Here is a 14,061-nt window from a genome sequence, read left to right on the forward strand (position 1 = left end):
CCGGCAAGACGAGACGAAATTGATGCCTCGCACGATGGGCTCCTGCGAGGATGCGCGCGTGACCTCGATCTCGGACATCCCGATGCCGCCGCACACCGTCCACCTGAGCGACGGATCGAGCGGCGAGGTCGAGTTCGGGTACACCGAGGGCCTCCTCGACGTCCTCGGTCACGAGCTGCTGGTGTGGACGCGTCCCACGGACGGCATGGACCCCGGACTCGACTGGCCGGGCCCGAAGGCGGGACGGCGCGCAGTGCAGAACACGTGCTTCCGCATCTTCACGGCGGTGGATCAGGGGACCTTCGGGTACGACAAGCCGATGGAGTTCGACCTGCCCAACGGCACCACGGTCCTCACCGTCCGCGAGCCGCAGACCGCCGACGCCGTGCACGCGACCGCGCTCGCTCCGCACACTCCTGTCGCAGCAGTGGGCTGGGAGCTCCGGCGCAACGACTTCGGCCCCCTCCTGCCCGTCAGCCAAGCGGAGCTCCCGGGGCTCGTGCGCAAGGTCCGGGAGGTCGTGGAGAGTCTGCCGTGGGACGCCGCCTTGCGCGACGACCTCGCCGTCGACGCCGACTCCCTCACGGAGGACAGCTTCTCCGTGTCGGACGCCTACGGACCGGCCAGCCCGCTGGTGCGCGCGGTGGCCGCAGCCCTCATCTCGGCCGACGAGATCGTCATCGAGGGCCTGCTCGACAACGCCTACCTCCTGCGCGACGCAGGCGAGTCCCAGCTCCGGTTCGACCGCCGCCTGTCCACCGTCGCTCGTGGCGCTGGCAGGTCCACCGCCGTCTCCCGATGCGAGGAGCTCGCGAAGACGCTCCCGGTCGCGACGCCGGCCGACGCGAACGCCGAGCAGCTCGAGACGGCCTTGCGGGTGACGTTGAAGACCGCTGCGCTCCACGACCGGCTCGACGACGCCGACCGCATGCGGGGCTACGGCCCCTGGGAGACCAGCCTCTACGTCCCGGAGCGCCCGCCGGCCCAGTCCGCGACCGAGGAGACCATCGCCTCGGTCGAGGCCGCACTCTCGGCGTTGTCCCCGGCCGTCCTCGCGGAGCTGCTGGACAGGCACGGCGACGAGCGTGGATTCGAAGACCTCGACATCTACGCCGTCACGCACCGCACCGGCCTGCCTCCTGGCCACCGTCTGCTTGAGGAGCTCTCGGACCGGACGGGCCGACACGTCGAGGAGGTTCGTCCACTCACCACGACGCTGCTCTCGGCCACGGCATGGCGCATGGAGGACGGTGAAAGCGACGACGACACGTCGGCGTACGCCGGGTGGGGACTGGTCGACGAGTGCGGCGACCTGCTGCCCAGCCTTGAGCTTCTTCTGCGACTCGGGCCAAGGCCTGAGGACTACTGAGCTCCTGCACCTGGACACATGCCGGCCCGCAGGATGCGAGACACCTTTTATGGTTCCTCTCTGCCTCCGTCAGGCCTCGCTCAAGAGTAGAGACCTCATCACAGGGCCGCGGTGTGGAGCGGAAGGCCGGGCGCGAAGCTCGACGACAACATTCATTGGCTCGTCCCGGACCAGCGACCCCCCATCAATCAGATAATGGTCACGGCGTCCTCGCGTTCAGGTGTGGCGTCTCCGCGCGGATGCGTGCGGCGTGACACGATCAGCCGGTGACGACTCACGCGTCGCCCGAGGACTCCCGTCGCAGCGGCCAGTTGATTGGAGAGGTCAGCAACGCCGCCCGCAGTCTTCGCGAGGCGGAGGACATGCACCGACGCTCCGCGACCCTCCTGGCGGAGGCCCTCCTCGCCGCTCACGAGGGTGGGTTCACCTGGGCGGAGATCGCGCGGGCAGCAGACCTGGGCAGCGCAGAGACCGCCCGAATCAGGGCCTACCGCGCCAGAGACGACGAGGAAGTCCCACCTTCGCTTCGATGGCGACGCCAGCGGGGCAGCGCCCCACGCTCCACGCCGGAGGTCCCGGGTGTCTCGATCACCGAAGCGGCCAAGCGATTGGGGATCAGTCGCCAGACCGTCTATGTGTGGCTACGCAGCGGAAAGCTCAACGCGACCACCGACGAGGCCGGGCGGACCAGAGTTCTACTCGCCGATGAGTAGGGCCTACGTGCGAGCGCTGCAAGCCGGCACAGGCGCATGCCAGCCTGCCGAGACACAGCCATGAAGGTTTCCCCCGGCGTTGACGGTCACCGGCCACTGAGTCATTCAGAGATGATGCCACCGGGCTTGCGACCCGGGTGCTGGAGGACCGCGACCCACTCCTCCATCGTGGGACGCGTGCCCCATGGCCCAGCAGCCCGCCGCCACAGCGTCCTCAGCCTCTCGGTGCGCTGCGGGTCCAATCCGGGAATCTGGGACGGAACGGCTTCAGGCGTGATCGGTCCGTCCTGAGTCCGTGACACCAACAGCCTGAACGCCACCTGGGCGAAGAGGAAGCGGTCGGAGTCGTAGGACGACTCGCCCACTGGGGAGAGGGGGTCGCCGTCGCCCTCAGGATCGGGGGGAAGCAACGGGCCACGGCCGATCGGACGTGCTGTGTCATAGTCAAGGACCCGGATACGTACCGGACGTGTCGCGTACGCAATTGATCGCATGCMGAAGTCCCCAAAAACGACCCCTGCTTCGTGGAGCGCCGCCAACCACACGGCGACGAGTCTCAGGAGCTCGAGTAGCTCCTCGGGCGCCAGTGCTTCCAGTTGAGCGTCGCTCAGACCAATCGCTGTACCCAAGGTGCGCACGGCACGACCTCGACGTGGCACGTCGACCACGAAGGCCCCGTCGAGGGCCGGTGCGAAGTAGCCGTTGACTCCCCCGTCGTAGTCGAGCAGGGGCTCGTTCGGCCATGCCAACTCGATCACCTCGACGTCAGTGCCCACCCCTGCCCGCACGTCAGCTTCTCGTTGGACAAGTGACCCGAAACCAGCCTCTGCCGAGGTCCGACGGATGGCACTGTCGAATAGGAGTGCCTCACCTCCGTCGACCGACTCGCGCACGCGCGCTCGTGACGTACGGCGCCAGTCAAGCTCCGTGTCCGAGATCCGCGCCCGCTGCGCGACGGCGACCGTCTCGCGTGGATCCATCCGCCGACGTGGTTCTTCACTCTGCGGTGAACGAAAGAGGCTGTCAAAGGCAATCCCCACGGTGACCGCGGGCATCGTGGACTGTGCGTCGACTCGAGGGGCCACCTCGGCGGCGATGCGCGGTTGCGTCTGCCCCCCCTGGGTCGAGGGCCAAACCGAGCCGACCCTCTCCGGTGCTGGATGGTTTTCGAAGACGACGTCGGGCACGGGCGCGACACCTTGCGTCTCCGCACCTCTTGCCCGAAGCCGCCGTCGCCTGACCAGCATGGCCACCATCACGCTGCCGATTAACACGGTGACAAGCGCGCCCGCCAGCACGAGTTGCCAGCTCATCGGCTGGCCTCCGCCGCCTTCGTGGTGAACACGTAGATTTCGAGCTGGGCTTCGCCGTAGGGCAACCGGCCGTTCCAGAACGGGCGAACGACACCTCCGATCTCGCTGCCACTGGTGACATCCGCTGGTGTGGCGATCTTGCCTGGACCGAACCCGTCCTTCGGGAAGAGGCCCGGGGAGGCGCAGTTCAGTTGTTGACCCACGGCAGCAGCCACGCGCTGGGCCTGCGATGCCTCGTTCGGGTGCCCCGCAAAGATCATGACGAGTGCCGCTTCAGCCTTGTCAGCGGTCAACTTGGCGGTGGCCTGGCGAACGCTCCGACATGCCGCGCTTCGGGCCTTGTCAGCGGCCGGCCCCGTGCTGAGTAGCTCATCGGCGCTCACCCGAACAGTGACCTTGGTCGACTTCGTCTCCATCCCGATGATCTGGGGCTTGGGCGGCTCTGGGGGCTCAGGTGGCTCGATGATCTTCGGGATCGCCGTGCCAAGCCCGACGATGAAGAGAACGAGTAGCACGTCGGCAAAGACCCAGCCGGCGACTGCTTCAGCTGAGCGGAGCCTTCCCCGACGGCCATCAGTGTGTGAAGCCCGCAGCGCCATGCTCAGCCCGAGACCGGCTCGGACAGCGGAGCCTGATCACGCAGCTCGGCCAGGATCTGCCCCGCGAGGTCAGTGGCCCGACTGAGCTCACTCTTCTGCCCCACAACGGCACCGCCATGGGCCTCAAGCAGGTTGGCCAGCTGCTGGACGGCAGCGGTGAGCTCATCGAGCGAGGACGCCGTGCCGCCGGCCAGCTCGGCGAGTGACGCCCTGTTGGCGTCGGCGAGGTGGGCGATGGACGCCTTGCTGGCATCCGCGAGGGCGTGCGTCGCAGCCTTGTTCACTTCCGCGGCATGAGCGGTGGCGGCATTGTTCGCCTTGGTCGCGTCAGCGACCTCTTGGGCCAGCTGACCATTCACCGAGGCAACTTGCGCAACCTTGTCCGTCAGCTCAGCTACCGCAGCCGTGGTCTTCTCGCTGAGTTGAGACGTGTTTCCAGTCACCGAGCGCTCGAACTGCTCCAAGGCCGCAGAAAGTTGGACCTTGACACTCTCGACAGACGCGGAAATTTGATGCTCCGCCTTCGTCGCGGAGGCGGCCGAAGCCGCGAGTTCACTCCCAGCCGCTGTCGCCGAGGCGAGCAGCGGAGCCATCGAGCCGGTGAGCTGTTGACTAGCCTCATTGATTCTGTCGACCCCCACCTGGGTAGCTTGCTGCAGCGCCGCGATCCCCTTACGGGTCTCCTCGTGGGCCTTGTTGAGCTCGCTCACGGATCGCTCGACGGCAGCCTCGAGGAAGCGTGGGTCATCAGAACGACGCTGGTTGAGGTGCCGTTGTGCTGTCACCAGGGCCGAGACCAACTCTGTGTGTGCGTCACCAGCGGAAGCCTCCTCGCGGTGGACGTTGAGCTCCGCCGCGACACGGTGGGCCACTATGAAGCCCACCGCGATGAGAATCAGGATGAACGACGTCATCGCCATCGGTACCAAGCGGTGCAAGCCCCAGAAGGGCTCATCGAGCCGCCCGTCGAACCCTTGGACCCACATGCCGAGGAACGTGCGTCCCTCTTCGTCCCCAGCTGCCAACAGCTCGCGATACGCCCCGGTCGCGCTGTGCAGGCTGAACCACGTCCACGCGACGGGGACAAAGACAGAGACGCCGGCGAGGACCCCCAGGACACGCTCGCCCCACTGCTTTTGCTCGATCGAGATGGTCCCTTGAGGAGGGAAGGCTGCCAGGAGGTCGATTCCGGTCCACGACGAAATCGACTCATCGACGAGGGCCGCCCCCAGAGAATTCAGTTCATCGCGCCGAGTAGCAAACCGAGGGTCATCGGCCAACTCAGCGATCCGCTTGGCGGCGTCCGCACGCGTCTGATCCACGACTACTCCTTCAATTCCGACAGGGCGACGGTAAATGACGCGAGTGCCCGCGGACTTCCAAACTCGCAAAGTGGTCGACTCTCCACGCGTGCCGCCGAACGAACGTAGGCTCGCCGCAGCGCCGGCTGGAGATGAAATGAGGACCGATGCCGTCTGTATGGTCCCGAGGTGCGGGCGTCGTGGTCATCGTGGGGGTCATTGCAGCGGGCCTCGCCTTGGTGACGGGCCAGCAGTTCGTGGCGGGCTACCTCGAGGCAGCCCGCCACCTCGAGACACCCGAGACGTCTTCGCAGCCGGCCGAGCCGCGCAGCGCGACGCCTGCTCAAAGCACGACCGTGAGCCCCGCCCCTGCCCTGTCGGAGACGCCTTCCCCGGAGGCTGCGGAGACCCCGGCCACCGCGTCGCCCCAGGGGTCCCCCAGCCCGACACCGCTCACTCTTGGCGACAAGCTCTCACAACTACTCGGTGAAGTGACCGTCATTCCTGAGCGCCCGAACCCACCCGGGTACGACCGGGACTGTAGCCCCGGCAGCGGGTGTGTTTTCGGCACCGAGTGGAACGACGCCACCGATGCGCCCGACAGCCGGAACGGCTGTGACACGCGCAACGACGTACTCAGGCGTGACCTGGTGGACACCACGATCGATCCAGGTACGAACGGTTGCGTGGTCCGGCGCGGGGTGCTGAATGACCCCTACACGGGACGGCGCATCCAGTTCGAGAGAGGTTGGGGGTCATCACTGGCGGTGCAGATCGACCATCTGATCCCCCTGGCGGCTGCCTGGGACCTCGGCGCCTGGCAGTGGAGCCCGGCCCGGCGAGCCACGTTTGCGAACGACACCACGTACGAGCTGCTGGCCGTCGACGGCCCGACGAACATGGCAAAGGTGGACGGGACACCTGCCTCCTGGTTGCCTCCCAACAAGGCCTTCCGGTGTGAGTACGGCGTGCGGTACATCGAGGCCAGCCTGCATTGGCAACTGCCGATCACCGCAGCAGACGCCGAGGTGCTCACCCATATCGCCCGCAAGTGCCGCTAGGAAACAGGCACCCCGAAGTCACGCACAAGCGAAGCGTGGTCCTTCTCGTAGTGCTCACCCTTTGACCGGAACAGCCACTGGCCGTCTCGGCGGCGCATGCCTGCGATGATCACGGCGTCGCAGGGCATACTTGGGCGGCCGAATTCATAGGTGGCCAAGACGAGTCCGTCTACCGCGCTCCAAACCTGGCAGTTGATGTCGCTGACCGGCTCAAGGGTCTGTCCGAGCTGGGTTGCAACCAGAGCTATCTCGAGCGCCGTGGCTTCTTCAGGGAGCGTGGTCACGTCCACCATCAATTGACCGCCGCGACTGACGCCCGCGGCTCGGTCCTCTAACAAGAACACTGATCGCTCGGGCGTAACCGGGTTGCCGTGGTAGATGAAGTACTGAGGAGAGATGGCTGAACCCGAGTCGTCGCACACGAAGGCGTAGAGGTCCACCGCGATCGGACCGCTTGTGAACGTGACCTCGGCAACCAAGCCGGTCGGTGCCCGGTCACCCAGAGGTACTTCGTCACCACGCGCAGTCACGGCGCCACTTCCAGGATCCAGCGCAGAGGGTCCAATACCCGGAAGGGAGCAATGCCTGCCTTCGGAACAGCGTCACCTTCCGGCTGTGCCCCAAGGGCGGACACCGCGAAGTATTGGTAGTGCTCGGCGCGCTCATCCAGGAGGTTAAGCAATCTGCGTAGGTCCAAGGACAAGAAGAGCGCTCGCATCTCGGCGTCGAGCAGATCCAGATCATCACGCTTCAGATCGGGACTACCCATCGACGGATCCCGACGAAGCGGGGATCCGGGTCGCACCATCACGCGATGCAAGGCAGAACCGTCGACCTCGCGCAGCCTTTGGAGAACGTCGAACTTTGACAGTGTCACCGCGAACGGCACCTGCACCTTAGGCCCGAACTGGCCGCCGCTGAGGTGTGACAGCAGGTGCTCGATCACCCGGACACCATCAGCGCCGAGTTCGCCCCCCGGGCCGGCGAAATCGGCAACCACATTTCGGATCCTGTCGACCTTGTAGGGATCCAGCAATGCGATCACCCCGTCCGCCCGGGTGAGGAACTGCAACTTGTGGCCGCGTTGAGCGACCTCTTGGAGGTCCTCCCCCGCCACATCTCGAAGCACGATGACTCGCCTGCGCCCGTCGAGTTGCACGAAGCTGTACATGAGCGGGAGCTGTGCCGTCTCGTCGTCCTGGATCGCTGCAGTCGGTGGCAGCAGGCGCCGCTCCTGATACAGCGGCCCGCCGTAGCGCTCGTCATAAACTCGTTCGGTTTCCTCCAGCGGGGTCAGAGTCGAGCGCTGCTGAGTCGTCACCCACAAACGAAGCTGCCCGACGAGCGCTCCCAAGTACAGGCTCTTGCCCGTCGTCCGTGCGCCCGCCATCGCGATGCTGGTGACGACGACAGCTTCATCGCGCCAGATTGCGGGGATAGGGCCGCGACACGACGGGCACGCCTCCTGGCGCGTGGCTACCTTGCATTTGGGACAAGTCCCTGACGTTTGGCCGGGAGTGGCTGCGAAGGTCGGTCTGACATAGGCATCCCATCCGCGGTTCTCGTTAGCCTGCGTGAGGCTCTCTGTGGGGCAGGTTCCCACGCAGGCGAGGTACTCAATGACCTGTGGGATCTGACGGAAGCAGGTCGGGCACTTTGGTCGCATCATCAGGCAATCCTCAGCAGGGCGCCAGCCAACGCCACGCCCTGGGGCCCGTCAGGATCAGTCGCGGGGTCCACCGCCACGACGGTCACATTTGGCGCCTGCGCCAGATCCACTAGCGCGCCAAGTTCCTCGGGCTCGGTCGATCCGGGTCGGCCTACGAGGTTGAATCTGGACTGGCCGGCAGCAACGACGACCAACTGCGTGTCAGGGTGCTCCGAGGCGAACCGACCAAGATCACGGACGTCGCCAGGGACGCCATCGGTCACCAAGGCCACCAGTTGAGCGCCGGACTGCACGGCGGTCACCACGACCGGGGTCACGATGCTCCACGACGGTGGCCGGCCGGATTGAAGGGCGAACTCGACCAAGGCAGCGGGTTGCTGGACCGCATCATCCACCCGAATTGGTGCTGTGACCCCGGTGGAGTACATCGCCACCGGTAGCCGACCCGTGGCCTCGCCCAGGATTCCGCCCACCAACTCCACCAACTGCGAAAGGCCCCCAGCAGGGAAGACACGATGCATCGAAACCGAGGCGTCGAGCACCATCGCCCACGGCGACCCGCTTGGGTGGACGCCAGCGCCTCCGCGCGCACGACGCACGGCATACCTGCCGGCGGCCAACCACGGGTAGCGTCGCTCATCGAGGCTGGTGCGAAGTTGTGCCGCTGCCGCCGGGGCTCGCTCGCCGGCCGGGGCGGGCGCAGCCACTATCAGCCACTCATCACCGCCCAACGGCTCAAGCCGCGCCACCTCGTACTTGACCAGAGCGCCGACGTCTGCCTGACTCACGATGACCTGTCGACCCTCGGACGAACCCTCGCCTTGCACGTCGATGCCTACCCGTGATGCTGGCCCAAAGGCCTCCCCCGACGAGGGGGTCACCAGGATTGACGCGCCACCCCTCGCTGGGTGAACGAGAATGGTGCTGCTGTCGATGCGACGAAATGTGATCTCGACACCCTGCTCGTCCTGCGCGCTAAGGACTGCTCCGTGGGCTGATCCGACCAACCGGAGCCGCAACACGTCCGCAGCAAGTCTGGTCTCGTGACCGGCCGTCAGCTCAACTATCCGTGCCATGGTTCACTCCGTCGTTCACATCGATGCGTTGGGGCGTGGGCCGAGGATCGAACTGATTCGCGTGTATCCAGGCTGCGATCTGCTGACGGGCTTGGGTATCTGGCAGCACATCAGGAAGGTGCAACAGCAGTTCAGCCAGTCGACGATGGCTGGTTGTCGTGTGGGCCGGAGACGGGAAGGACACCCTGACCTCAACTGCAGCTCCCTCGGGTGGACCTGCGGATGGCTCTCGCACTTCGCCTTGGTCTGGTTCGGAATGTCGGGCTGGCTCCTTGACGCCAGCCACGTTCTCTGGCGCGACGCACATCATCGTCTCCAGCTCAGGGACTCCCACGCCCAGCCGGAGAGCCCACTGGTCGAGCATCTGGCTGCGGACGCTGTCGTCGTCGCAGCTGTACAGCAAGGCAGCAGCCAAGGGCGAGCCGCAGTCCGGATAGTTGTCGTCGTGGCCAGCCAGAACGTCCATCCGATCAAGGATGGCGTCAACTCCAGCACGGTCGTATCGAGTCTCGTCCGTGATTTCGAAGAAGGCTTCGAGCCAGAGGCCCTGCGACCTCCAGCGCTGACCGGAGTACTCCCAATCCCCCGTGGCGCTCACGCCAGGCAGCGCGTCCAGGTCGAGCACCAGCAGCTTGTTGGGTTGCGTTGGGTCAAGCGCCATCCTGATTGCGAGCTCGAGATCCTCGGGCGCGATCCTCACCATCGTGCTGTGCTCGAGCACCGCCGACAGTCGACTTGCTCTGTCGAAAGTGCTGAAAGCCAACCATCCGGCAGCCACCGAGCCGGACGTCAGATGTGAAACCACCCCAATCCAGGTCGCATAGACATCCTGAGAGCGCGACGCCAGGATCAGGGCTCGCCCCTCATCTCGGCACATGGCCACCGCTGCCAGCAGCGCTTCAGTCTCCTCCGGATGAGCCAGCGCGTGATCGATCGCTGAGCTGCGCGATATCGGCCCCTGAGTTACGAGTTCTTCGGGGGTGGCCCGAACGACCTCGTTGAGGCCGAACGGCATCAGCCAGGAGGGTGAGCGCCAGTAGTCGATCGGCCGTAACCCAATCGGCACTTGGAGGGCTGCCAGAACATGGGTAAACACATTGCCAGGACGACCTGTCGCATCCCGTCCGGCGTCTGCCGCGTGCCACCAGACGTAACAGCCGCCGTCGTCGTCGAAATAGCGGAAAGAGAAGCGTCGCGTTCGTGAACTCAGCTCTGCTTCGCCGGAAAACTCGTCAAGCCTGTCGAGGGTTTCCAAACGAGTCGTGACTCCGGCCCGCATCTTCTCCAGCAACGGGTCAGGGATCCCAGGAGAGACGTATTGCACGTCCCAACCACCCGCGCGGCCCGACGAGGCATCTGTCGAGGCGTAGGTGAGCTGATACCACCTCACTCGGTCCACCTCAGTTGTGCGAGCGGCGGGTCCAGAACGGCGTACTTCTCCTGCTGATTGGGCGGAAGGTCCACGAACAGACGCACGTACTCGTAGTCCGCATCGAGGTCAAAGGTGGCCAGCACCTTTCTGACACCGCGCCGCAACTGGACGGTCTCCGCAGCCAGCCGCTCGCCGCCCTCGTGGTGCAGGGGCATGTGCTCATTGGCCCCAACAAGGACCAAGGGAACGTGTACGTCTGAGTGGGCAGTCACACTCACCTCTCGGCCGGTGTCCTGCACGACCTTTCGGAATCCGCGCCTGACAGGACTCTGGATCGGCCGGACTTCATAGGCGATCCGACTCAAACCCGGGTAGATCACCGTGGCCGGTGGCCCGTGCGTCGGCTTCGAACCGCTGAAGGAAACTCCGACCACATGGACCTTGGCACCATCTGCGGGCAGCGGCTTGAGGTGCACACCACCGACGGTGCTGTGCATCTCCGGCGCCACCTCTGCCAGCTCGAGCAGAGTGGACAGGTCAGACGGGTCGACTTCACCTTCAGCACTACCGAGGTAGACCTTCACCACCCCAGCACCAGGTGGCCAGGCAAAGGACAAGAACTGCTCATCGACCCTCTCGACGATCTGCGCGTGGCTGACCCCTGTGGCCCGGTTGCAGGGCACGGTGGTGCCGATGCCGTAGAGCTCGAGCCCCGGAGGGGGACTCTTCGGAACGGTGACTGCGGTGAAGTAGACCCGGTATTCATCCGGGTCCCACGCAGCGAGGAGCCCCGTGCGTTCCCCAAACGGACGCTCCTGAGCGGTCAGCCAATCGGTGAAGCCGAGGCGCTGCAGGCTGCTCCCATCCACGGTTCGCACGGCGTGGCCGTCAGTGACGGGCTTGTCACCCTTGTAAATGCGCACCGAGAAGTCGTCGTCGTCGAGAGGTGTCCACGTGATCTCGAACTGGTCCTGTGACACGAGGTCGACGCGTAGGTCCGTCACCATAGGCATCTCCGCCTGCAACGAGTGGACCGAAACGGCAGGAGACGAACGATACGTCCGCCCATTGGTCGTCGCGCACGCGTAGACGCGGTACTCCCAAGTGCCCCAGGGGACGTCCTCCTCCAAGAACCCCGTGAGGTTGGCACCGACAGCCTCGCCGCTCACCAGAGAGTCTGGGTCGTAGATGTCATCGGCCACCTGATCCGGCCGCATGCGCAGCACCTCAACACGATCACAGCCAGTCGGAGCCACCCAGCGAGCTGACACCCGTCGCCCCGACGACGTGACGTGAATATCTCGAACAGGGGCGATCGTGGATCCTTCAGCAAACAGGACCGGCGGCGCCGAGCGCGCCTCGGCTTCGGTGGAGCCTTCGTTCATGAACACGGCGTAGTGGCGCATGCCGCCTGCGACAGGCTCGCGATCCATGGCGCTCGAGTCGAAGGTCGTCGCAACAAGTCGTTCATGTGGACCGAGTTCGAGGCGCCACGGGATCATCTGGCTGCTCGCCACGACCCGGAAGATGCGCACCCCTTCGGCACTCTGCACCGAGGCCCAATCGAGTCGCACTTCAGTTTCCGTCGCAGTGAAAGAGACGGGGTGTCCGAGTCCACTGGTGTCAACCGGCTCCATGCCTCCAGTGAATCCGTCGGAGGAGGTCGCCCCGCGTAGGTCTCCTGATCCCGATCCTGTGGGGCGTTGCACCACCGTAGATCGCTCCAGCCCGAGAATATTGGCCAACGTCGAGCCGTGCACCTGTAGGAAGGTCCGCCACTGCCTACGGAGGCGTGGGTTCCCTACGACCTGCTGCAGGCCATCCTCAGACGTGACCTCAAGGAGAAGCGCCACCGTGGCGTTATCGATGGGTACGTCCGTTCCCTGCTCTCGCAGCGAGGCGATCCAACGCTCCAGAGCATCCGAGGTCTTCTCATCAGGCAATTCTGCTTGCTCCTCTGGAACTTCAACGTGACCCTGCATAACAGCCATCTCTGGTATCGGAGTCTCATCCGATCTCACGATGGCCGCGAGTTCTGCGAAGTAGCGACCGAGCGAGGCTTGATCCTGCCAAAGCATTCGGACCATGACGCTCACATCCACGACGCCGAGGCGCGCGGCCACCTCCGCGTCTTGACGGGTGGGACGTCCGGCGTCGGGGAGCGCACCCCACCATGCGAGGACGCGGGCTGCGCGCAGCTCGGAAGTCCTCACCACTCGTCCCCCGCCTCATGACCGACCGGCGCCTGGACAACGCCCCACTCATCGACGGAGCTTGACGTTGGCGGCTGCGTTGGCTTCGACAAGCGGCGTGGTGGCCTGCTCCATTCAGCCCTGGCTGCGCCAGCAAGCACGGCTGCGAGGCCGCCGGCCCCACACAGCCACAGGGCTGGGCCAGCGGCGATCGAGGCTGCTTCAGTGACCTGGCGGTTGACGCCCGCTGCCACGACAAGGCTGCTGAGGGCGACGATCGCCCAAGCACCCCCGACAATCACGAGAACGGCGCCGCTGACTTGAGCCCGTCCCGATCTCCGCTCGCCCACCAGAGCCGCCACCATCGTTACCACCGCGAAGAGCACGGCCGCGAGCGCAGGTGGTGAGGAGGCCATGGGCGACGTGAGCCCTGCCGCAGCAAGATCTCCGTTCCATGGAGCCCACTCGAACGGGAGCGAACACAGGAAGAGTACAGCCGCCACTACCGCAGCCAACGTGCCCCGGTTGGCCGGCTTGCTGGGCTCGGCACTCAGGAGTCGCATAACCAGCCAGATAGCCCCGGCGACAAGCGCCAGATCCACCATGACCAATGCCACCACGTATCGCGAGGCCATGTCACACCTGTGGTGGACGGTGGTGCGAGTCAGCCGCCAGAGCATGTTCAGCAGTAGCCGTGGGTTGGTGGCAGAACACCAGGTCGAGAGGCTCAAAGCCTGCAGACAACTCGGTGACGACAAGGCTGCCGGGAATTCCCTCTCCAACATGGTTGGTGATCGCCTCGGCTACGTTCCAGGGCTCAGAACCGTAGGGCGTCAAGGAGAATGTCTTCCGCGTGAAGCGTCGACCAGTGACGGACCCCGTGTCCACATCCTGCAGACCCTCGACAAAGTCGTCGTAGCTCTCTTCGCGTACGGCCCCGTTTCGGTGCGTCGTGCGAACCCTGCCAAGCAGGCGCTGCTGATGTGCGGCGTCGGCCGCGACCGCGACGCTGATCTCTTGTCTGATCCGCTCCGCTCCGCCGGTCCATCTACGCACGACGACGGCTCGGCTCCATTGCTCAAGAATGGAGGACCCCGACACGGAGCGATCGTTGTAGATGAGGTCTGGATCCAGCTCGAGGAGATGCCGGTCAGCACCGATCTCGGGAAGGTCGGCCCGGAAGGTATCCCAGGCGCGATTCAGCCACCCGACGGGGTGCAACTGCGGTCGCAGTCGGTTTGCGATGTCCTCGATGGCGGACTCATCCGGGGCGGCTACACCAAAGCGGTGGTTGTGGGGATAGCCCTCGCCTAGATCTACCCGGAGTTTCGATCGAGCATCGGAGAAACCCCAAGGTGCCTCGATGAAGGACCCGAGAGCCCGAGCCCACGAGAGG

General features: G+C 65.4%; 12 protein-coding genes. 3 read left to right on the forward strand and 9 right to left on the reverse strand.

Going from position 1 to position 14,061, the window contains the following annotated elements:
• Positions 1-58 precede the first annotated feature (58 nt).
• A complete protein-coding gene (locus ACXJKB_RS12245; RefSeq protein WP_457188688.1) occupies positions 59-1,369 on the forward strand; it encodes a hypothetical protein in 1,311 nt (436 codons plus the stop codon).
• A gap of 266 nt (positions 1,370-1,635) precedes the next feature.
• Entirely contained in the window at positions 1,636-2,082 is a 447-nt protein-coding gene (locus ACXJKB_RS12250; RefSeq protein WP_457188690.1) for a helix-turn-helix domain-containing protein, read from the forward strand.
• Between the two features lie 101 nt (positions 2,083-2,183).
• Here the strand turns inward: ACXJKB_RS12250 and ACXJKB_RS12255 are convergent, their stop codons facing one another.
• The 3 genes from ACXJKB_RS12255 to ACXJKB_RS12265 are packed head-to-tail and all read right to left on the reverse strand — an operon-like array spanning position 2,184 to position 5,316.
• On the reverse strand, positions 2,184-3,395 hold the full coding sequence (locus ACXJKB_RS12255; protein ID WP_457188692.1) for a hypothetical protein: 1,212 nt from the start codon (positions 3,393-3,395) through the stop codon (positions 2,184-2,186).
• Positions 3,392-3,994 carry a hypothetical protein gene (locus tag ACXJKB_RS12260; protein WP_457188693.1) on the reverse strand — a complete coding sequence of 201 codons (603 nt, stop codon included), beginning with the start codon at positions 3,992-3,994 and terminating at the stop codon, positions 3,392-3,394. Before ACXJKB_RS12260 ends, ACXJKB_RS12255 begins: the two co-directional genes overlap by 4 nt.
• Before the next feature lie 2 nt (positions 3,995-3,996).
• Complete coding sequence (locus ACXJKB_RS12265; RefSeq protein ID WP_457188695.1) at positions 3,997-5,316, reverse strand: hypothetical protein; 1,320 nt, start codon at positions 5,314-5,316, stop codon at positions 3,997-3,999.
• 179 nt (positions 5,317-5,495) lie between these two features.
• Between ACXJKB_RS12265 and ACXJKB_RS12270 the strand changes: the two genes are divergently transcribed.
• The gene (locus ACXJKB_RS12270) at positions 5,496-6,356 is read left to right on the forward strand and encodes a GmrSD restriction endonuclease domain-containing protein (protein WP_457188697.1); all 861 of its coding nucleotides are present in this window, start codon (positions 5,496-5,498) and stop codon (positions 6,354-6,356) included.
• On the opposite strand, the gene ACXJKB_RS12275 is transcribed toward ACXJKB_RS12270, so the two are convergent.
• From ACXJKB_RS12275 to ACXJKB_RS12300, 6 genes are all read right to left on the reverse strand, one after another.
• On the reverse strand, positions 6,353-6,886 hold the full coding sequence (locus tag ACXJKB_RS12275) for a TerD family protein (RefSeq protein WP_457188699.1): 534 nt from the start codon (positions 6,884-6,886) through the stop codon (positions 6,353-6,355). The two genes, ACXJKB_RS12270 and ACXJKB_RS12275, sit on opposite strands and share 4 nt — an antisense overlap.
• Complete coding sequence (locus ACXJKB_RS12280) at positions 6,883-7,677, reverse strand: hypothetical protein (RefSeq protein ID WP_457188701.1); 795 nt, start codon at positions 7,675-7,677, stop codon at positions 6,883-6,885. The genes ACXJKB_RS12275 and ACXJKB_RS12280 overlap by 4 nt, the downstream gene beginning before the upstream one ends.
• Positions 7,678-8,024: 347 nt before the next feature.
• The gene (locus ACXJKB_RS12285; protein ID WP_457188703.1) at positions 8,025-9,101 is read right to left on the reverse strand and encodes a hypothetical protein; all 1,077 of its coding nucleotides are present in this window, start codon (positions 9,099-9,101) and stop codon (positions 8,025-8,027) included.
• Complete coding sequence (locus tag ACXJKB_RS12290; protein ID WP_457188705.1) at positions 9,085-10,491, reverse strand: GAP1-N2 domain-containing protein; 1,407 nt, start codon at positions 10,489-10,491, stop codon at positions 9,085-9,087. Before ACXJKB_RS12290 ends, ACXJKB_RS12285 begins: the two co-directional genes overlap by 17 nt.
• Positions 10,488-12,596, reverse strand: a complete 2,109-nt coding sequence (locus ACXJKB_RS12295) for a hypothetical protein (protein ID WP_457188707.1) — start codon at positions 12,594-12,596, stop codon at positions 10,488-10,490. The genes ACXJKB_RS12290 and ACXJKB_RS12295 overlap by 4 nt, the downstream gene beginning before the upstream one ends.
• Positions 12,597-13,301: 705 nt before the next feature.
• A partial coding sequence (locus ACXJKB_RS12300; protein ID WP_457188709.1) for a hypothetical protein occupies positions 13,302-14,061 on the reverse strand: 760 nt, incomplete at its 5' end.

Source organism: Nocardioides sp. P5_E3 (assembly GCF_054049275.1).